Consider the following 18,497-nt stretch of genomic DNA (forward strand, 5'->3'; position numbering starts at 1 on the left):
ATGCTGTCAGCGCTGGCCTGTGATCCATCGTAAGAGCCCGTGACGATTTGGTTTATCTGGTCGACTATCGCCAACAGGCTTTTCTGATACTGGCGCTCCGACCGGCGGCGGAGGTTCGGTTTCAGATTCAGTCTCCTCCCACTGGGCTTTCGCATCTTCAATATCCTTGTCAGTAATTGAACCGCCGATGCCGATCACATCGGAGATATTACGCAGGTCGTTCATTGCTGCGTGTACCGGCATGATCTGGCGGTCTACCAACGCAGTGAGCGCCGTAGCAACGTTGTTAGCCATCGTCGAGCGGTCCGTGTCGGACATCTCCCAGAGCTTGTTAAACTCAAAGGTGAAGTCATCAGGCAGAGGCTGACCGAAGAGAGAGCGCCAGCTGACATCCAGCAACTTGCGAACATGGCGACGTAGCCGGCGCTCCTGCAGCGAGTTAACGCGGCTATAGTAGTTTTCGAGGTCACCATCGCCGGTATTGAATCCAGCGGGAGACTGCCCGAACAGACGAACCAGCGGGATACCCGTAGCGCCTGAGACCTGCTCGGCGAAGCGAAGGAGCACATCAGCCACGCCTGCGAACGAATAGCTGTGCGTTTCGAACTTGTCCGAGGCATCCATTAAGGTCATGCCTTCGATGGTCTGGAATTCTCGGATCATGTCCAGGTGACGCATCAGTCCTTTTTCAAGGTCGCCACCCGTAGCCAGTATCGTGCGCAATTTCTCAATGCTGTAGGTTCGAAGGTGAGCTTTGTGGATCAGCTGCGTGGTGCCGACTGTCGCTGTATCGAATGCCTGAATGCGTTCAAAGATGCGCTCGACAACAGACATACCCCAGCCGTTTTCCGTCTGGGCCTGCTGGAATGGCAATGAGTCGCCCTCCATACGGATAAGGCGGCTGTGATGGATTTTCCAGGGGGGAATACCCTGCTGGTTAACCACCACCTTGTAAAATTTCGGCTTTCCAAACTCAGGCCCGTAGTCAGTCACCAGGTTGTGGTAGGTAGGATTGACCATCCAGCGATCCAGTGCCATGACGCCTTTAAACTGCCCCTCTTTGATGCGGTCAATATTTAACGGAGTGGACATATCCTGCCCGTCAATCAGCATGACCAAAATCGCGCCACCGTACAGTCGTGACCACTTCAGGACATCATTCACCCCATCCCAGATAGCGAAGTCATCCCAGAAGGTTTCTACTTTGCCCTTCTGTCCCGGCTCCAACTTTGAACTGATGCTGATCCCCTTTCGGGTCATATCATCGGCCATAGAGTCAACGCCAGCGCCAACAAGAAACGATGACCGGTAGGCAAATTCCAGCATCACACGGTTGCGCGTGATATAGCCTGGAACGTACGTGCCGCCGGTCTGGATGTTCTGGGTATTAGTGCCGAGTTTGGCGGTGAAGTTATTGTACCCGTCAGCGGTCCTAACGGGCTGTTGTGCGCCGTTATGGCGTTTCTTACGGGACATATTAAGCTCCAGCCAGTTTGGCCCAGATATCGAGGGATGAATCCATCGGCGCGTAGTTAATCATCACTGAGTCGGCCAGGTTAGGTGACTTGGTTCCTTCTGGCTGCTTGTCCACCAGGATCTTACCGACGGCGTTTTTGGACCATGTGGGCTGCGACAGCTCCATCAGAAGCCGGTCTTTATTTTCCATCGTGCTACTGATGGAAATAATCTGATCGGGGTTATAGTCCATTCCCTGAAGCGCGCGAAAGGTATTACGGAATAGCTTGCGGAGATGCCACCAGCTTTGTGCTTTAGCATTCGCAAACATATCTTTGTTCAATCGGGCAGGTTTGCCGTTATCGCCGGGGACAGCTTCATCCTCCGGGTCAAAGACACTGCCACTACCTCGGAACGGGGTCGCAGTGATGTAACCCAGCCGTTCGGCCTGGCGAAGTTCGTTTATCACCCTGGCATCACCGCGGGCGCCGGCACCCAGGCCGTCTTCATCAAAACGGAACTCATCGAGGCCGAAATCATCGCAATAGCCAAAGACCTTAACGACGGAAGCATAGATATCGCTACCCTCGCCAGACCATTCTTTGACGTCCTGCAGCAGGAAGCCGTAACGCGCCGAGAAGCCGTTTTTATCCTTGCCCTCGTCCGCAATGTCCATCGCTCCGAGTCGCTGACCGCTGGGCTGAATACCCAGCTTAATATGAGCATCAACCGCAGCCTGTACCCACTCAGAGGGGATCAGGATGCCTTCAGCGGATGCCTGATAGTTCAGGTCAAGTTCCTGGGCGACGATGACCGGGTTATCAATTTTCTCGCATTCCTTGCGGTACCACTCATCATCCTTGCGCGGGTCACTGCGCCAGTGGAAGGTAAATACAGGGATTTTCCCGCTGTGTCGCTTCTGCGCGAATGGGTTACTCATACCGTTAACGGACGAGAGATCGATACGGCAGCGCGTAGTTTGAGAAAGAGCGGCATCTATCAATAGCGGGCGCTGAAGAAATGCCGCCTCATCCACAAAGTAAAGCGTCGTACGGTCACCGCGGCCGATGTTATCGCCAGCCTCCCCCTTAATAACAGCCCCCGTCTCCGGGAACTCAACGCGCATGTAAGGGGCGTGCTTTTTTTCCGTCCAGGATCCGCGGAACTCAACGGGCAGCATTTCAACAAATTTGCGGGCCTTCCAGAAAAGTGCCTTCGGGTCACCGGTGCTGTCCACGTACTCCTCTTTACGGGAGCCGAAGCCAATCACCATTTCTTTGTTGAACAGGCACAGCGAGCAGGCAAGCCCTATCGAGGTCCAGCTCAGTCCCATTTCGCGGCTCTTTTCCGTGAGCCCGTTTTCGAGCTGGCTACGGCGTTCCATTATCCAGTTAATCCACTCTTCCTGTTTCGGGAATAGCAGAAACGGAATGGTTGCCGGTAATCCGTAGTCGAGGTTACGGGGGTCTGTGGTCATGCCCCAGTCGATAATGAACTGCGCCGGGTCGTTACGATAAAACTGCGTAAGCGCAGGGAGAACGTCAGGGTTCTGCCGTATGCGCTGCAGGCGCTCCATTCTCCACTCAAAAACCATGTTGTAATCAGGATTTTTGAAGTCAAAGTGGAAAGGCAGCGGCATGAGATAATTTCCTAAAAATCGACCCTATTTAACATAATGACCGTTACCCGCACCACGGGATCGGCACTCATCACTGATTAAGCCTGAAACGTCGTTTTGTGCGGGTTAACTGGCTAAAAGTGGCAAAAATAGAGTGAATAAGTCGTGCATAAACCAGGGTCAAAAATGCATAGGTTTTTTAACCTGCGTAATTCTTGTTTTTGCAGTTTTAGCCCATCAGCTTTTTGTATGCGTCGGCTGCTTCCTGCGGGGTCATTGCTACCGATTCGGTTTTAATTGGGCCACCGTCCTTCCCGGTGCTTTCTACCTTCAGCTTGTTACTGTAGGCATCTCCTACATCTTTAGCGGCCTGCTCAAGTAGCTGCGCGGTCATACCGTAGTTCTTCATTCTTTCGGCATTTATGGCCATGCGGTTGAGCACGCGGAGACGGTACGCCTTATTGGCGATCGGAATGTCAGATATCTCGGTCTGGAAGCGCTTACGGGTAGCATTGAAAAGGTCTACCCATTTCTTAGCCAATCCCTTACCGCTAACCTTCGTCGGATCGTTTTGATCCACCTGCTGCCGGGTTATTTTTATCCCAAATTCTTTTAGGACTTCATCAGCGACCTGCGAGGGTGCTTCGTAACAAGCAACCGATTGAATTATGAAAGCTTTAACCTCTGGTTTTAATGCCGCCATAATTCACCATCCGTCCTAACCTGTCCTGAATTTAAGCCAGTCTCAGCATGCAAGTCCCGCACGCCCTGGCAACATCGATATGTGCAACCTCCGCTGGCCTGTTCGCCGCATCAACCATTTCCCGCACGTCTTTGCTGGCACCGTAACGCCGGACCACTCCAACGAATTCCTCGACGTCGTGACCTCGAAGTTTAAGCACCGGCTGCCCGGTCTCTTTGTTGAACTTCGGCGCGCCGAATTCATCGGTAGCCTGGGCGATGTGATAAAGCTCATGTTCCACCAGTGCACAGAATTCGACATCGCTGCATTGCTCGCAGTAGTCGGCAGCCAGCGTGATGATGAACTTCGGTATGCGACCGAACCATTCATGCATCTGCTGATCCATTCTGGCTTTCTGCCAGCCACCGGCGCGCATCATTACCTGCTCACACTGACCCAGCACAATGCGCCCGCTTTTGGCGAATGAGCCAGAGGCCCACATGAACGCGACATCAGCTTCGAGCAAGTGCGTATGGTCAGGGTTATGGATTCGTCCGTCTTCGGAGAGGATGTTCTGGTTAATCCACTCGCCAATTTCGGCAGCAGGGATAAGCCGGGTGTAAGGCAGCCAGTTCTCACCAGTGAAATTGACGGGAGGGAATGGCCTATAAATCTTTTCATCGCTCATGAAGAACAAACCTCAGCGTGCGTCAACTAAAAACCTTAATTGGTAATCCCGATTTGATATTGCATGCCTAGTTAATGACTTCAGCTCGCCCCCTTGAGTTCGATAAGTTAATACCCATATAAATTATGCTGGGTATGTTTATCAACTTGTAAGGACAACACATGAGTGAATTAATTAAAAACTCTTACAGACTGATTGTTTTCAGTCGCGAGGAAAACAAAGCATTACTCGAGTTAACTTCTAATGCGCCTTTCGGTGCCATTAGCCGTGGCGACTCGATCAATGTTAATGATATGAGAGGGGACAAAGCTGAGTCTATCTGCACCTCTTCAGGACCCTATGCCACCGTCACCAACGTAGAGCATAGAGTTACTCAGGGTCCCTTTGGTGATATCGACCACACTACAAAGATCACTATTGACAACAGCAACAAAGACTTTAGTCAGTGATACCAAAGGGTGATTCCGGTCACCCTGTTTTTAGTTTGTGCATTGCGACTTTATATAGTCCTGCAGGTAGCTCACCTGGCCGGTGGCTGTGGCGATTCCGGCTCGGAGACGCCAATAATCCCGCTCAGCGGAGTCAGTAAGTCGGGGGCTGGAAGCATCGCCCACGCCGCCGGTGCCGGTCGTTCCGTTCTCTGAACATCTGGCGTTGAGCTGCAGCCGACGCTTGCCAGAAGCAACATCACGCTCAAGCTGATCGATAGTGGCTTTAGCATCTGCCAGTTCTCCGGTGTATTTGGCATCAAGTGCAGCAACGTCTCGCTGACGGGCCTGCATGTCAGCGATGGTGTCTTTCGCCAGGCTGAGTTGCTCAGTTGCTTTATCGCGCTGCTTTTTGAACTCGGTGGCGTTGCCGTGGTAGTGACTGGCCAGCCACCCAAGGCTGACTATCAGGCAGATAACCACTGCGCTGATAATGGCGGTTAAGCGGCTCATTTCACACCGTCCAAACAGAGCTGTTTCTCTGCTGCACGACGTGTCACCAGGCCAGGGAGGACTTTCCCATCACCGTATACCCAGCGAGGAAACTGGCTGCAGGCTTTTTCCGTTTCCCCTGCTTTCAGATACCGAAATAACGTGGATTGCTTCATGGTTGCACATCCACAGTTAAACGTTATGGACGTGACGGCAGCGAACGTGTTGTCGCTCAGTTGCCGGCCATTGCCGTAGGTGTTCACGCAACGCTCAGCCTCAAGGATGTTTCGCTCCCAATCAGCGGCGATCTGCTTATCAGCTTTACGCACGCCAGCTTTAACGCCGTGGGTGTTGCCGATGCCATCAGTGAGAACGGCAGCCGGGCAAACATACGGATCACGCCGACAACCTTCAGCATTACCAATCAGCTCAAGCCCACGCTCGTTGGTCCGAACGTTACCAGCATTCAGCACGATTGCGATAATCGCGCCAACAGAACAAACCACACCGGCAGCACCGGCCTTTTTAGTCAGTTGCGCCATCGTTGTTTATCCTGTTCATTGATTCGGTGATCACCTCTGCTGATGATGGACGCTCACGGACCGGTTTCTGCTGAACACCATGGAGATAATCAGCCAGCAACTGCGTTCGCTTGCTGTCTTCGCTGCGTTCTTTCCTTGCATCCATACGACCCAGTACAAACGACGCGAGAGAAATCACCACGCCGATAAAACCAAAGAGGATATAAACCATGTCTTGGGTAGTTATCCCCAACATTGAGGCGACAGCGGCCAGCCACCCAAAGAAATGGGTAACGATATTCTCGTTCTGGTTGTTCATTTTCATGATCTCTCACCTTCGATTAATACGGAGGCTGTGATAGGAATAAAAAAGGCCGCATCAGCGGCCCTTTAAAAAAATTTGGGAGGGAAGAGTTTTTCTTTTAGTTTTAAAAGCCATTTTGGAAGTTTAGACTTTGGCCGCCAGATATTTCTTGCTTCAGTTCTAGCGCGCTCTTCAGTCATACCAGGAATCTTAAGCCAACGCTTATAGGTGCGATATTCAAATACTCTATTTATCAAGTAACCAATAAATGGGAAAACGATTTTTATAATCGTGGCAACAAAGACGAGAGTCGTCATCGCTGCAAAATGTTCCCCAATCTTATTAGGAATAGAAATTATGAAATCAAGCATTTAAGATCCAAAAAACCCGCTTAGTGGCGGGTTAATATGTTGCTGTTGCTCAGTTCGCTTTAACGTCCCGAGCCTATCACAATTCAAGCACTTTACGCGCAAGAATGCAAGTAAAATCTATCGCCATTTGCGCCAAACGCGTCACACATTGGTGCGTAAAGCATCGATTCTGCAAGATTAAGCCAAACATCGATCCTACTTTCACACGTTCTCAGGCACCACTCGGGGTGCTTTTCGTTAAGGTCGCGGGCCATCGCCTTTTTACTGAGGCACTTGATATACCTGTCTTCTATAAGCGCATAAAGCCTCTTATGTCCCGAGCGAACCAATATCTTCCCAAGCACAGAATTGATGGTCAGCGCTTCTTCATCAGAACAAAACGCCAGACCGCTTTTATTCTTACCCCCGAGGATTTCTTTTAAAAATGCTTCCAGCTCAGGCTTAGTAAGCCCTGATTTTTTCATGCGGCGCAAAGCGTCATTGGTAGCCGTTTTAGTTATCTTCCCGGATGCCAGTAGCTGGTTAAACATATTGCCACCACTACCGCCCCCGATATATGACCAGCGACCCCACATGCGCAGCTTTCCCTGTATCCAGATACTTTCCAGAGTGCGGAGGCGAACCATTTCACCTGACTTACCAATCTCAGAAGGGTTAATCATTCATTCACCTCATTTTTAAAAATATGTCCGGGGATAATTTCAAAGGAGTTGGAGCACTGGTTTCCCCAGCGGTCCCAGCCAGGCCAGGATTCGCGCGCAAATAGCTCTACGCGTGATACGTCTCCGTAAAGCTTCTCCAGCCGGTGGCGAACCTCCCACGGCTTTTCGCTGTGCTCGCCCAGGCATGAATACACAACTTGTTTGATCGATGCGTTGACGCGCTCCAGCCCAATACCGCGGGTAGCAATCAACAAATCCTCAGTGTTTGCCCTGGTGTAGTTGCCGCCGTTCATCCGTGTCTCGCTGTTGAGCATGGAAAGCAAATCGTTGAAATCCACCAGCTCACCTTCGGCTATCGCCTTATTGAATCGCCGCTCTGCATTTTGGTTGAGTTTTACCCACGTAAAACCCTTCATCGTGCGAATACGAAAGCCCCAGGCTTCAGCCAGCTCGATCGCTTCTTCCGTATGCGTGCCGGTGTACCACATTGCTAAAACAGCATCTTCAGCAGCCACTTCCCATACTGGTAAATGTTTAAGCTCTGAGAGGCTCATTGTGGCGTAGTGATTCTCTGCTGCACCATTGCTGATTTTGTTGCCGTATTGCCAGGGCGGATCGACGTAAATAAGTTGGTAAGTCATGCGTTGATCTCCCCTAACTCCTGAAGAACCTGCGCCAGCAGTTCGCTTTCAGTACCGAATTTTTCTTCCCATGATTTACGGCCAGCATGAATAGCAACGCCGTGACCGCCCGTGCGGTGATGTGCGTGGCATAGAGGGATTACATGGAAGTTGTCAGCACGGACAGATAAGCCCGTGCCAGAGCTGCAGTGATGGATTTCAGCCGGTGATTCACCGTAATCAAGATTTCGGCAAACTATGCAACCAAGCGCGGCCACACGGCTAAGATGGAGCTTTTCAGCTTTGTTTTTTGATTTGCTCATACCGCACCGCCTGGGTGCGACAGACAAACAGAAACACCGCGCACAAAGGCACGGCGTAAAATAGCGTTGCTGCGTTTTTGCGTCATCACTTTACTCCGGTGATGGCGCGATAGGTTCGGTGTTCAGCCGAAGTGATTAGTATAAATCAGCTTTTCTTCTTCCGGAAGAATCTTTTACATTGCTTGTGAGATTCCTCGGTATTTATGATTTCCCCATCCTCCATTGGGGTAAGAACAAAAATCCCCCCAGGCAGGCTATCAACGACATAACGACCCAGAATGCGAATTGCTTCAATAATCTCTTTCTCATTCATTAGTTAGCACCTTGTGAATATTCCATAATTAGTGGTTTTTGCTTTTCCTGTACAGTGATGGCTAAAAATGAACTCGCGACGTTCTGGAATACAATGACATATTTAGATCGTCCATCAAGACCCTATTTTCACGGATAAAAGAGAATGATCGAAAAAATACAAATAACAATAAATTCAACATCTTAAATGAAAATTACGAATATAAAAAAGTCATTCACATTTTTTCTCTGGCGCAACCCCCTATTTCACTCAGATAGAAGAATCCAGCCAATTTCAGAATTTAATTAATTGCATGTTAAATGGATCAGCAGAAAACACTACCGCGACAAAGAATGCACATTTTGTGTAGTGTGCAAGCCCCTATTTACTAGGCCAGAAAAAGAAAACCCGCAAAAGCGGGCTTAAGGTGATGGGCTAATAATCACTGAAGTAACTTGGGTTCGACCTTGCTGTGAATCTCCCAGAGGCTAATTCCACAGCTCCCGCAGAAGTTAGCCAGGTAGTCCAGACCTGACCACTCCCTGATTCCACCACGAGCAGCCTCGACAAAAACCGCGATATCCTTATCGCGCCATAAACCGAACAACCGCCAACCTCCTCCGTCAGGGCTTTTTACCGCAACGATGCGGGTAAGAACTCCCGTGTTGAACAGTTCGGTGAAGGCCGGCTTCTTCCTGGTTATCATTCGCATAAATAACAAACCTTAGATTTGTTGATAACAAATGTCGCTTTTGCGTTTTATGACTTCACCTCCTGAGGGACGGCTGCGAGCATGGCCCGGTACACAGCATTGCCTGTCCATAGCTTATTAACCGCCGTAGTTTCGATTCGAATAGCACTTGCTCCTGCTGACTGCATTTCAGATGTCGGCTCCTTCGGCACCATCACGTAACCATCCGGAATTACCGGAGAGTTACCAGCCTGGAGCATAGCGGCGCGGCGATTTACCACCTCGATTAACGCTTCTTCGGCATCACCCAGGCAATCAGCGATACCACGGCGATCGCCGTCGAATTCATTCAGGTCGAGCCGTATTCGAGCAACCTTCTGTAATGCGTCCAGCACATCCTCCGGCACTACCGGCTGCTGCGCGTGGAGATAGAGCGGAGCCGAGCGCCAGAATTTAACCTCGCGAGCCAGTATCCTGGCAGCATGCGCCATCGGTGAATTTTCTTCGTCGTCAGATAAAACATTTTCCAGAGTTGGATTCTGTAGATACGTAAGATGGTCAGGGACCGCCACCGACTCGCTGTCCATTGCGGCCAGCGCCATGCGGGCTACTCGCTTGAGAATCTCTACATCGGCGAGCCCCAATGTGTAGCCGGCTTTTAAATCAAAGACAGCCTGAACATTCTCTTCTCTGGTTAACTGGTTATTGGTCATTGGTTGACTCCCCGGAACAAGATTGACTGCTGAAAACCGATTAAGAACCACAGGCCATCAGCACGCTGGCTCATCTCGTACCAGTCTTCTTGGTTGAGGTCTGAAACGAGGTTGTCACCGCAAATGCATTTATCAACGCCTCGAGGCTCAGAATCGTAGACAGCACCTGGAGTAAACCAGGCAGGCTTGGTCGAGATAACGCAAAGCATTTTTGTAACGGCCATCTACTCAGCCTCCCACTTGATGCCAGCGGCGGTCAGCACCGCCTCAACATCAGCCTTCAGGTAAACAGCCATGCGCTCACCTGAGATAGAGACGAAACCAGGGCGCGGCAGCTTCACGGGGACGCTGATGCATAGCATCTGCTCCAGCGTATCCATGCGGTTGTTTCTGACGAAATACCCGACCACCTCGCCACCCTCACAAACGGCCTCGTTGCTAATTTCAGCAAACAACTCTTTTCTGCTAATCATCAGAAACCTCCACGCCTGCCGCGCGAATAGCGGCGATTACGTCCGATTTTTCGTAGCAATCAGTCACGCCAGCCCATAGACGGGTTGTTGGCAGCTTCACGGTGACGGTGCGGGACTCCAAATGTTCGATGTACGCCTTCAGCACATCAGCGCGGTGTTTTCCCAGCGGCTTCACTACGCCGAACCGCCTATCTGTGTTCACCCAATCTGTTTTATCGCTCCATTCCATGTAAGCCGTGCGGAAGGACTCCAGCTCGGCGATGCGCTGGCGATATGAATCCATTAAGCTGAAATTAGGTTTAGGGCCAATAGGTGGCCTCCACAACTCCCCGCCATTGTCTCTGTACCCGAGAGATTCAAGTGTTCTCTTTGCGCTCTCAGTCTTCTCCAGTGCCTCTACCAGCTCAGCGCTAAGCGCTTTAACTGCACGCCAGGCCATTTCCGTTGAGGAATAAACATAACCGCAGTCCCCATACGCGAGGCTGAGTTTCTGACTGCGGGCCCACGCTTCGAATTTCTCTCTCTGCCCCAGTTCGGTGATATCAGTTGTCATGCTGCACGCTCCTGTTTTGACTTACTCAGCACCTCTTTGTAGCTGGCCTTGGCTGCTTTCTTTGTTGGGCACCATTCGCCCTGAATATCACGACGCGGGTAGCCATAAGATGCATCGTATGAGCATCTGAACATCCGGCATTTCCCGTGACGGTCATACTCGACCTCTGGAAGTTGATAACCCAACAGCCATTCACCGAATGGCAGGCAACTATCAGCGTCGAGGTATTCTTCGTAACGCGTCTTTTTCTTCGGTTCAGGTAGCGCAGAAATAGCTAATTTTTCGCCTTTATCTGTGACGTGATAGAGCGTTCCACCGCCAACAAAATCAGGAGCAGGCCTGGAGGTTGCGAAACCATCAGAAACCAGTTTTTCCCACGCCCCATTGTCCGTATGACCATCTCCGGCGAGGAAATAATTTCGGTACGGCGTTCGGTTGCGCTCATTGATACCCAGCGCATGCTGCATAAGCTCGATTCCGCTGCTCATTTGGCCTCCTGTTTAACGAGCGCCAGCCCATCCTTGATAAATGCGTGGTATTTCTTCCCGGTAAGCGCAGATTCAACAACAGGCGTCAGCGGCAACAGGACAGAAATAACTTTCGAGAATTCTTCAAATCCGATATCGAATTTCTCGTAAAGAAGTTCATCAAAATCAAAACCATCATTCCGCTGCTCATCGCTAATGTCGTACATAGCGCTCAGTAATTCTTCAATATCAAAGTAGTCGATGCTCATTTGTCGCCCTCTTCGCGCAGCGCAGCTTCCCATTCAGCCAGTGATTTTTCAGCGTATTCACCTGACAGGCCATCGGCAGCCAAGACCGGGTCGTTTGCTAAATCCTCTTTTGCGGTCAGAATCATGCGCACCACGTCGCCTACCTCAGCCATTGGCTTATCAACGAATCCGTGATTGAAAGCGGCTGCAAGGCGGCTTGCTGCAAAGTTGATGCCTTCAATGCGCCCTTCAGCCTTAATCCCGGCTACGATGTGATCGGTGGCATGGGTTTCCAGATTCATATTCAGCGGGTAATCAGCATCAAGTTCTTCATGGATGAATTCAGCCAAATTATTTCGGCTTTCCTTCAGCACCACATTCTCCGCAGCCAGCTGCTGGTACGCTTTCGCCAGCTTCAGGAACTTCTGCTCTCTGATCGACAGCTCGCCCGCAGACTCCAGCGACTGAATGAGCTCGATTACTGTTTCAATATTCATACAGCCTCCCCTAACACCCAGCGCAGAGCATCAGCGTAATCTCCACTGGCGCCCTCGAGGGCTTTGGTTATTTCTTTGCGGGTTTTAATGCGTGGTTTCTTATCGCCCAGCACCTGACGCTGGCGACGCGCTTTTTCATGGCCGGTAGTGCCAGCAGTTGCCGCTTCGATTTCGGCTACCTTTTCCCGCTGTTCTTCGGGTTTCAGTGATGCCAGTTGACGCGCCTGGGTAACTGTTACTGTGCCGGACTCTACAGCGTCTTTGACTGCCTGAGTGGCATCCAGCAGTGATAGGGTTGCGCGTACAGTGGGGACGCTGACACCGAACATCAGCGCGAGGTCTTCCTCATCATGCCCGCGCTCCAGCGCATCAGCCATTTTTTTGGCTCTGCCCAGCGGTGTATCGGCTTGGCGGATTTCGTTTGCGCTGACCATCGCCTGAGCCATGCGTACAGCTGAACCGCGTTTAGTAACTGCCGGAACCAGCAGCGGGGTTTTTCCCTCTTTTGCCAGACGCCTGTTAGCTTCCAGGGTATGGCGTACACGCTGACGGCCATCAACCACGCATGACAGGCCACTTTCCGGGTCTTTCCAGACGATAATCGGCTCAAGAACGCCCTGATCCATGATGTTCAGCACCATTGCTTCGCTGATAGGCAGGTGGATACGCTCATCGTAAAGCGGGTGAGTTTTGTCGGTAACCAGATGCAGGTTTTCAGGTTCGAACGTCAAAACGTTCGTTTTGCCACTGGCGCCGTATACAACTTTTGAGTCTTTAGCCATTTTTAACCTCGCCGTTTGTCACTTCTGATACCCATTTTTTCTCTATCGCCTTCCGGGCATTTGCTTTTCCACCAGCCCAGTAACTATGCTCGACGCGATGATGCTCATACGGGCACATCAGGGAAACTGAACAGGAACCGAATGTGTAATTCTTCCAGCTAAATTCCGGAGAAAGCCCACACTCAGGGCACACAGGTAATTTCACTGAGCCACCTCGCGGAGTTTGCAAAATTTAATGCTGTAATACGGACTGTCAGGGTTGGTGATTTTGGAACTCAGGAAGCCCGCCTCTTGCAATCGTCCGCAGCGGTAGTGCGGCCGATCGATAGTGCCGACCAGAGACTGCCACTCAAACCAGACGCCAACCGGGACAGACTGGAGCAGCTTAATATCTATCGACGTGAGGTTATGAGACGCTCTGAACGGTGTTTTATCTCCGCCAGGCATCCAGTAGCCGTTCAGGTTCTGCGCCTTGCCTTCACGCTCCAGCACCAGAAGGCGTGCCAGCATTTCAGGTGGTTGCAGGTCGAAATATCCAGCAAGGTCGCGGCAGGTTACTTTTCCTAACTCGCTCAATACGTCAGTGATTTTTTCCATCAGATTTAATCTCACGCTTAAATTTGTTAGCCCCGAAAACCTTTCGGGATGTTGGTATCAACTTTGCCGCTAAACCCAGGGTTGCCGCCGACTGCGAGGTTTACCGGGCACAGCTTCAGAGCCAACTCAGGCCATTTGCTGCGCAGTGTCTTCATGGATTGAATTTTTGAGCACCAGAACTGGTCGCGCTGAATACGCTCAATCATGGTGCGCATTTGGTCATGACTGCAGCCGTGCTCCTGGCGCAGCAAGCGAACCTCTTGCGCCCAGGCTACAAAGTTTGGTTCTCTCGGTTTTGCCAGAGAGCCGTCGAACTCGGCAGCACGCTCGTACATCTCGATGATGGTCGACCAGAACCACATCGCGAGATCGAAATCGTCATCGGTAGCCAGGATGCCGTCTTCGGTAGCATCAGGAAGATTTTCTTCCGGGGTGACTGTTTTCTGAGTCGATTCAGAAAAGTTATCCACAGGATAAATCTCTCCCGCGTGGTTTTTATGATCTGTATGTAGTGATCTGTTTTTAAGATCTGTATAGAGATAGGATTCGGCTTGAGAGCCGTTTCCAGGATTCGGCTCATAAGCCGTTTCCATTCGGCTCTTGGGACGAATGCATTCGGCTCTTGAGCCGTTTCCATTACTTTCAACTACTTGCTTCGATTCGGCGTTTAAGCCGTTTCCATTCGGCTCTTGAGCCGTTTCCATTACTTTCAATGACTTATTCCCATTCGGCTTAAGAGCCGAATCCAGTATTTGCGGGAATATCCGGGAAATGAGTGCATCCTGATCGATGCGGTAGTGTTTTTTTGGCGTACCAGCTACCTGGCGAAGCTCTTCTTCGATAACTCCTGACAGGTACTGATCTGTGATTTTGAACATCGCCTTTCGGACCACATCGCCGTCTTTAGCACGCACCTCCTTTGCAAGCGCCGCATGCTCTTTGTAAAACCAGCCATCGTCCAGGCTTGACTTACCAGACCAGAACACCAGCTGGTTCAGGATGGCGGCCAGCAAATGCTGCTGCCTGTCTCCTGCAAATAAATCCAGATACGGTCCGGGGATCGTGATGCAATTCCCCTGTCCTGACATGGCCTGAACAATGTCAAACACCTGATTGCTCATACCGAAACCTCATTGTGTAGCCGTAAAAACTCTCTCAATCCCACCCAGCCAACAGTCCCGCAGGCTTTGCGGTAGGAAACATCTTTCTCGGTTGCCGTGATTACCGTCACCATGTGGCCCTTCTGCCTGTGCTGAAAGCGTGCTCCGGCCTTAGGGATGCCGTTGCTTGCACGATCTCCTTCAGACGGCGCATACGCCGGATAAGCCCGCTTCAGGCGAGCAATCAATTCAGCAGCAGACTGGTTACACATAGTCACCTCCGGAATCAGTGGTATTTCGTCACTTCAACAGCACCAGGCTGATACGCCTTGCTGTAAACGGCCTCGATAGCGTCATCATGCGCATCAATCGCCGTACCAATGGCGTGCTGGGCCGCCAGGAGCGCCCGGCGCTCAATGGTGTCGTAGATACTCAGTCGATGACGGATTTCACGCGGGAGAACGCGCAAGATGGCCGGGAGCAGAATGCGGATTTTCTCGCGCTGCAACTCGGTTTCCCCCTTCAACCAGCGATGGAAAATATTCTGCTGATTGGCCCAGGTCTTCCCTGGTACCAGGCGCAGTTGATTACCACCAATACGCGCATACTCTTCAGCGATTGAATTAGCTGCATTCGCCTGGCCAACTTCTGCAGCCCAGGCGAGCAGGGCCATTTCGATGTGCTCGTGTTTGATTTCCATCAATCAGACTCCTTCTGTCGCTTGGTGATAATTTCTTCCGTAAGCCCGCTGATTGGTGTCGGGTGAAGATCCGGACGAAGTTCGTGGGGAGTGACAACCCACCCGCCCATCCGACAAAGAGGAATCACGCGGTCGCTAGGTACGCTATTGCGGCTAATCCAATTTGCTACTGATTGGCTAGATTTAAAGTTGAACATCCGCGCGACGCAGGAAACATTCCCAATCGCCCTGACGGCCTTCTCTGTGATGTTTTTGTATGGCGTAAGCATTCTTACCTCCTGTGAGTTGGTAAGTAGAGAATACTACACAAAGTAGAGAATGCAACTACTTAAAATAGAAATGACTAAAAACACGCCCTGCCGTAATCTTCTACCTATGGTAGAAAAATCGAATAAGCATCAAGACTTCGCAGACCGCCTTAACCAAGAGATGAGTAAAAAGAACTTGTCTGTTAAGCAATTAAGTCATGCGGGACAGGTCACCTACGAAATGGCTAGGCGGTATACGCTCGGCACAGCAAAACCACGCGATGAAAAGCTAATTAGAATTGCGGAATGGTTGAACGTGCCTCCAGCCTGGCTCGACTACGGGGCAGTAGAAAACGTAGCTGAATCCAATATCGTTCCAGAGGCTTCCACCCCCTCCCATCCAGATAAAGGCGACGAAACAGAATTCACCAGCTTAAGCGATGAAGAGAAACGCCTGATTCGAGTCTTCCGAAAATTCCCTGATGCCGAAGCAAACAACATGCTTCTGGCCTTTGAGATTCGCTATAAGAAGCTCCTGGAGTTCTACAGCGAATACGCAGACCCAGACAAAAAATAACCCCCAAACAACTTCCCTAAACCCAGCAATGCTGGGTTTTTTTGTGTCTCCAAAACAATAAAACAACCAAAAGTAGATATTTATTTCTACTTTTGGTGTTGACCAATCTACTTTATGTAGTATTCTCTACTTATCGACACAACGGTGCGATAGGTTAAACGTTCCGCTACCCGGCGATAAGGGACAACTAAACGAGGTTATCACCATGACTAAAGCAGAAATGATTCAGTACCTGATGAACCGCTATCAAGTTTCATACCGCATAGCACAGGATGCACTAAGCGATAACGACTGGGATTTGATGATGGCTGCAGGCGATATTCGCGATGAATTGAATGCGGAAGTCTGACCAATTTGGTTACTGAGGTGAGGAGAAGAGATGATTAGAGAAGAAGAGGTTCCAGCGTGGAACCGGTTCTGCATTAAGGTCACCCTGTTTTTGGTTGCGGTCTTATTTGTCAGTTTTCAGTGCTGGGGTGGCGTATGAGCAGAAACGGCATTCGTTCGCTGGTAATTGTCATTCTATTGATGATTCCGGTATGGGTATCAGCAGCAATGTTCCTGGTTCCTCTGTGGAGGGTTTTTCATGGCTAGTTTACCGAAGCACAATCCTCAGGTTCAGGCAGCTCAAAGCAAGTTAGCGATAGCCCATTTTGTTGATAGCAAAGAAATGTGGGCTCAGGCCATGGAGTCAATGAAAGTTATTCATGACTCCGAAAAGCACGAAGAAGACAATATGTTTTGTGGGCGCGTAGAGGCGCAGTCAGGACTTAAATTTAGCGATATCTCTTTAAATTATGACATGTACGGAGATTTAATTTTCGTCAATGCAGATATGCATACTGCTCAATATAAAATTAACACCGAAGTTTCATATTAATTAATTACCAATTTACTTAATGCCTTAAGCGGCAGGCATCCACACACCTTAATACAGGAATAAATATGGAAACCGAAACTCATAACTGCTATGGCTGCGGCGGCTCCTTCGCACGCCAAGAACTTCAATACCGCCCTTCTGGTAAAGGTGCATATCGGAAAGAAAGATATTTCTGTCCAGCATGCAACGAGAAAGAGAAGCAGAAAAACATTCTGGCTAACTCTATATCTACGTTTCGTAAATCCTTGCCTTCACAACCGGGCTACATGAGCCATAAACGCTGGTAGGTGGCAAATGATAATAACATCTAACCGCATCCCTCTACATATCAATGAAAGGGCCTCACAGGTTCTGGGCTTGTATGACAGCGGAAATATAAAGCCATGTCGGATCAAATGCGGAAATTTAAGTTTAAAGCTTGGCAGGAAATGGCGCTTGTTATCCAGAAATAATGGGAATTGCTGGGAGGTAATGAGCCATAAAAAATATAACCAAATTAAAGACAGGAGATAGCCATCATGAAAGTTGAGTTCAACGATCAGGGAGCGACCGCGACCGCCACTATCACCAGTACAGTATTCGAGTTCCGACGCCATAATCGCGCGGTCGAGACAACTTTATTCCTGGCTCCTGGCGTTCGTGCCAGCAGGAGCGGCTTCTTTATCTTGAAAACGGTGATATCTGGCAAAGTCATTCATGTACTACGTGCGTACAAAACGCTTCAGGCGGAGGCTATACGATGAGCAACCAAAACAGAGAATTAACCCTAGAGGCGTTTCGTGCAGAGATTAAAGCTCAGGACGTTGATCCACTGGATTACGCGTTTATCTGTCCCGCATGTAACACCGTTCAAAGTGCACGGTGGTTGATTACCGCTGGAGCCGGGAAAGACTTTGAAGAGGTGCAGGGTGTACTGGGATTTTCCTGCGTTGGTCGCTTCACGGGTGCTGGTAGTGACCGTATTGAAGGTAAAGGCTGTAACTGGACGTGCGGCGGTTTATTTCAGATCCACAAGCTGACCGTGATCACCCCGGACGAAAAGAAACACCCTCATTTTGAAGTTGCAAGCCAGCAGCAAGCACACGAGTTACGCATAAAACTGGAGGCGCGCCATGTGCCAGGCGCTAATTCTTAAATACTCAAACGCCGACCCTGAGCAGCTGCTTGGCGTCATCCCTCTGGAAGAGGTTGCCGAACTGATGCGGCTACGGATCCGTAAGCAGGTTCAGAATGAGGTCGAGTCCGAACTGATGGACCGTGTTGCAACCGCGGAGGATGAAGCCAGTGAGGCAGAAGGACGCGCAGACGACTGGCAGCAGGATGCGGAATGGCTGTACCAGTCCATCAAGGAAGCCTTAGATCAGGACTGGGAAACCGCGAAAGAAACACTCAGAAGTGCGCTTAATAATTCACAAGCAGGTTAATTCAGTTCAAACAATGCGACAGCACACTGCATGATTTCCAATAATCAACATTAAGCCGGGACACTGATTATAGTTTCCCGGCCATGAGGTT

At 50.3% G+C, this 18,497-nt stretch carries 33 protein-coding genes; 9 read left to right on the plus strand and 24 right to left on the minus strand.

Annotated elements, in window-relative coordinates; genetic code table 11:
- Positions 1-6: 6 nt before the first annotated feature.
- The 4 genes from B8P98_RS19080 to B8P98_RS19095 form a co-directional block, all read right to left on the minus strand.
- Positions 7-1,476 carry a DUF1073 domain-containing protein gene (locus B8P98_RS19080; RefSeq protein ID WP_095033319.1) on the minus strand — a complete coding sequence of 490 codons (1,470 nt, stop codon included), beginning with the start codon at positions 1,474-1,476 and terminating at the stop codon, positions 7-9.
- A 1-nt stretch (position 1,477) separates the two neighbouring features.
- Complete coding sequence (locus tag B8P98_RS19085) at positions 1,478-3,094, minus strand: TerL protein (protein ID WP_095033320.1); 1,617 nt, start codon at positions 3,092-3,094, stop codon at positions 1,478-1,480.
- Positions 3,095-3,302: 208 nt separating this feature from the next.
- Positions 3,303-3,776 (minus strand): DUF2280 domain-containing protein, encoded by a 474-nt coding sequence (locus tag B8P98_RS19090; protein WP_095033321.1) that lies wholly within the window; start codon positions 3,774-3,776, stop codon positions 3,303-3,305.
- A gap of 31 nt (positions 3,777-3,807) precedes the next feature.
- Complete coding sequence (locus B8P98_RS19095) at positions 3,808-4,443, minus strand: putative metallopeptidase (protein ID WP_095033322.1); 636 nt, start codon at positions 4,441-4,443, stop codon at positions 3,808-3,810.
- Between the two features lie 161 nt (positions 4,444-4,604).
- On the opposite strand from B8P98_RS19095, the gene B8P98_RS19100 reads away from it, so the two are divergent.
- Positions 4,605-4,892 (plus strand): hypothetical protein, encoded by a 288-nt coding sequence (locus B8P98_RS19100; RefSeq protein ID WP_095033323.1) that lies wholly within the window; start codon positions 4,605-4,607, stop codon positions 4,890-4,892.
- 30 nt (positions 4,893-4,922) lie between these two features.
- Here the strand turns inward: B8P98_RS19100 and B8P98_RS19105 are convergent, their stop codons facing one another.
- The 20 genes from B8P98_RS19105 to B8P98_RS19205 form a co-directional block, all read right to left on the minus strand.
- Positions 4,923-5,384: a lysis protein gene (locus B8P98_RS19105; RefSeq protein WP_095033324.1), complete on the minus strand. Its 462-nt coding sequence runs from the start codon at positions 5,382-5,384 to the stop codon at positions 4,923-4,925.
- Positions 5,381-5,905: a lysozyme gene (locus tag B8P98_RS19110; RefSeq protein WP_095033325.1), complete on the minus strand. Its 525-nt coding sequence runs from the start codon at positions 5,903-5,905 to the stop codon at positions 5,381-5,383. Before B8P98_RS19110 ends, B8P98_RS19105 begins: the two co-directional genes overlap by 4 nt.
- Positions 5,889-6,209 carry a hypothetical protein gene (locus B8P98_RS19115; protein ID WP_095033326.1) on the minus strand — a complete coding sequence of 107 codons (321 nt, stop codon included), beginning with the start codon at positions 6,207-6,209 and terminating at the stop codon, positions 5,889-5,891. The genes B8P98_RS19110 and B8P98_RS19115 overlap by 17 nt, the downstream gene beginning before the upstream one ends.
- A gap of 65 nt (positions 6,210-6,274) precedes the next feature.
- Positions 6,275-6,559, minus strand: a complete 285-nt coding sequence (locus tag B8P98_RS19120; RefSeq protein WP_095033327.1) for a hypothetical protein — start codon at positions 6,557-6,559, stop codon at positions 6,275-6,277.
- Between the two features lie 92 nt (positions 6,560-6,651).
- Positions 6,652-7,221 carry a DUF1133 family protein gene (locus B8P98_RS19125; protein WP_095033328.1) on the minus strand — a complete coding sequence of 190 codons (570 nt, stop codon included), beginning with the start codon at positions 7,219-7,221 and terminating at the stop codon, positions 6,652-6,654.
- Positions 7,218-7,862 carry an MT-A70 family methyltransferase gene (locus tag B8P98_RS19130; RefSeq protein WP_095033329.1) on the minus strand — a complete coding sequence of 215 codons (645 nt, stop codon included), beginning with the start codon at positions 7,860-7,862 and terminating at the stop codon, positions 7,218-7,220. The genes B8P98_RS19125 and B8P98_RS19130 overlap by 4 nt, the downstream gene beginning before the upstream one ends.
- The gene (locus B8P98_RS19135; RefSeq protein WP_095033330.1) at positions 7,859-8,164 is read right to left on the minus strand and encodes a Ref family recombination enhancement nuclease; all 306 of its coding nucleotides are present in this window, start codon (positions 8,162-8,164) and stop codon (positions 7,859-7,861) included. The genes B8P98_RS19130 and B8P98_RS19135 overlap by 4 nt, the downstream gene beginning before the upstream one ends.
- 145 nt (positions 8,165-8,309) lie before the next feature.
- Positions 8,310-8,477: a hypothetical protein gene (locus tag B8P98_RS31085; protein WP_167382678.1), complete on the minus strand. Its 168-nt coding sequence runs from the start codon at positions 8,475-8,477 to the stop codon at positions 8,310-8,312.
- A gap of 421 nt (positions 8,478-8,898) precedes the next feature.
- Complete coding sequence (locus tag B8P98_RS19140; RefSeq protein WP_095033331.1) at positions 8,899-9,168, minus strand: hypothetical protein; 270 nt, start codon at positions 9,166-9,168, stop codon at positions 8,899-8,901.
- Between the two features lie 47 nt (positions 9,169-9,215).
- Complete coding sequence (locus tag B8P98_RS19145) at positions 9,216-9,860, minus strand: hypothetical protein (RefSeq protein ID WP_095033332.1); 645 nt, start codon at positions 9,858-9,860, stop codon at positions 9,216-9,218.
- A 224-nt stretch (positions 9,861-10,084) separates the two neighbouring features.
- Entirely contained in the window at positions 10,085-10,333 is a 249-nt protein-coding gene (locus B8P98_RS31445) for a hypothetical protein (RefSeq protein WP_174705288.1), read from the minus strand.
- Positions 10,326-10,886, minus strand: coding sequence for a hypothetical protein (locus tag B8P98_RS19160; RefSeq protein WP_095033334.1), 561 nt, complete (start codon positions 10,884-10,886; stop codon positions 10,326-10,328). Before B8P98_RS19160 ends, B8P98_RS31445 begins: the two co-directional genes overlap by 8 nt.
- On the minus strand, positions 10,883-11,374 hold the full coding sequence (locus tag B8P98_RS19165; RefSeq protein WP_095033335.1) for a hypothetical protein: 492 nt from the start codon (positions 11,372-11,374) through the stop codon (positions 10,883-10,885). Before B8P98_RS19165 ends, B8P98_RS19160 begins: the two co-directional genes overlap by 4 nt.
- Positions 11,371-11,622, minus strand: coding sequence for a hypothetical protein (locus B8P98_RS19170; protein ID WP_095033336.1), 252 nt, complete (start codon positions 11,620-11,622; stop codon positions 11,371-11,373). The genes B8P98_RS19165 and B8P98_RS19170 overlap by 4 nt, the downstream gene beginning before the upstream one ends.
- Positions 11,619-12,098, minus strand: coding sequence for a hypothetical protein (locus B8P98_RS19175; protein ID WP_095033337.1), 480 nt, complete (start codon positions 12,096-12,098; stop codon positions 11,619-11,621). The genes B8P98_RS19170 and B8P98_RS19175 overlap by 4 nt, the downstream gene beginning before the upstream one ends.
- Positions 12,095-12,880: a ParB/RepB/Spo0J family partition protein gene (locus B8P98_RS19180; RefSeq protein WP_095033338.1), complete on the minus strand. Its 786-nt coding sequence runs from the start codon at positions 12,878-12,880 to the stop codon at positions 12,095-12,097. The genes B8P98_RS19175 and B8P98_RS19180 overlap by 4 nt, the downstream gene beginning before the upstream one ends.
- A 201-nt stretch (positions 12,881-13,081) precedes the next feature.
- A complete protein-coding gene (locus B8P98_RS19190; RefSeq protein ID WP_157738375.1) occupies positions 13,082-13,477 on the minus strand; it encodes a hypothetical protein in 396 nt (131 codons plus the stop codon).
- A 26-nt stretch (positions 13,478-13,503) separates the two neighbouring features.
- Positions 13,504-14,598: a hypothetical protein gene (locus B8P98_RS19195; protein WP_095033340.1), complete on the minus strand. Its 1,095-nt coding sequence runs from the start codon at positions 14,596-14,598 to the stop codon at positions 13,504-13,506.
- A complete protein-coding gene (locus B8P98_RS19200) occupies positions 14,595-14,849 on the minus strand; it encodes a hypothetical protein (RefSeq protein ID WP_095033341.1) in 255 nt (84 codons plus the stop codon). The genes B8P98_RS19195 and B8P98_RS19200 overlap by 4 nt, the downstream gene beginning before the upstream one ends.
- A 14-nt stretch (positions 14,850-14,863) precedes the next feature.
- Entirely contained in the window at positions 14,864-15,277 is a 414-nt protein-coding gene (locus tag B8P98_RS19205) for a toxin YdaT family protein (RefSeq protein WP_095033342.1), read from the minus strand.
- A gap of 318 nt (positions 15,278-15,595) precedes the next feature.
- Between B8P98_RS19205 and B8P98_RS19215 the strand changes: the two genes are divergently transcribed.
- The 8 genes from B8P98_RS19215 to B8P98_RS19240 all read left to right on the plus strand — a co-directional run bounded on the left by B8P98_RS19215 (position 15,596) and on the right by B8P98_RS19240 (position 18,406).
- Positions 15,596-16,102, plus strand: a complete 507-nt coding sequence (locus B8P98_RS19215) for a helix-turn-helix domain-containing protein (RefSeq protein WP_095033344.1) — start codon at positions 15,596-15,598, stop codon at positions 16,100-16,102.
- A 205-nt stretch (positions 16,103-16,307) separates the two neighbouring features.
- Positions 16,308-16,451, plus strand: a complete 144-nt coding sequence (locus B8P98_RS30525; protein WP_157738376.1) for a hypothetical protein — start codon at positions 16,308-16,310, stop codon at positions 16,449-16,451.
- A 237-nt stretch (positions 16,452-16,688) separates the two neighbouring features.
- Positions 16,689-16,982, plus strand: coding sequence for a host cell division inhibitory peptide Kil (gene kil, locus B8P98_RS19220; protein ID WP_095033345.1), 294 nt, complete (start codon positions 16,689-16,691; stop codon positions 16,980-16,982).
- A gap of 65 nt (positions 16,983-17,047) precedes the next feature.
- Entirely contained in the window at positions 17,048-17,269 is a 222-nt protein-coding gene (locus tag B8P98_RS30530; RefSeq protein WP_134936523.1) for a hypothetical protein, read from the plus strand.
- A 7-nt stretch (positions 17,270-17,276) separates the two neighbouring features.
- The gene (locus B8P98_RS32150; RefSeq protein ID WP_095033346.1) at positions 17,277-17,495 is read left to right on the plus strand and encodes a ParE family toxin-like protein; all 219 of its coding nucleotides are present in this window, start codon (positions 17,277-17,279) and stop codon (positions 17,493-17,495) included.
- A gap of 5 nt (positions 17,496-17,500) precedes the next feature.
- The gene (locus B8P98_RS31715) at positions 17,501-17,725 is read left to right on the plus strand and encodes a hypothetical protein (RefSeq protein ID WP_095033347.1); all 225 of its coding nucleotides are present in this window, start codon (positions 17,501-17,503) and stop codon (positions 17,723-17,725) included.
- Positions 17,722-18,117: a VVA0879 family protein gene (locus B8P98_RS19235; RefSeq protein ID WP_049099375.1), complete on the plus strand. Its 396-nt coding sequence runs from the start codon at positions 17,722-17,724 to the stop codon at positions 18,115-18,117. Before B8P98_RS31715 ends, B8P98_RS19235 begins: the two co-directional genes overlap by 4 nt.
- Positions 18,095-18,406 carry a hypothetical protein gene (locus B8P98_RS19240; protein ID WP_095033348.1) on the plus strand — a complete coding sequence of 104 codons (312 nt, stop codon included), beginning with the start codon at positions 18,095-18,097 and terminating at the stop codon, positions 18,404-18,406. Before B8P98_RS19235 ends, B8P98_RS19240 begins: the two co-directional genes overlap by 23 nt.
- Positions 18,407-18,497: the final 91 nt, after the last annotated feature.

The sequence above is a fragment of the Klebsiella quasivariicola genome, assembly GCF_002269255.1.
GTDB classification, from domain to species: domain Bacteria; phylum Pseudomonadota; class Gammaproteobacteria; order Enterobacterales; family Enterobacteriaceae; genus Klebsiella; species Klebsiella quasivariicola.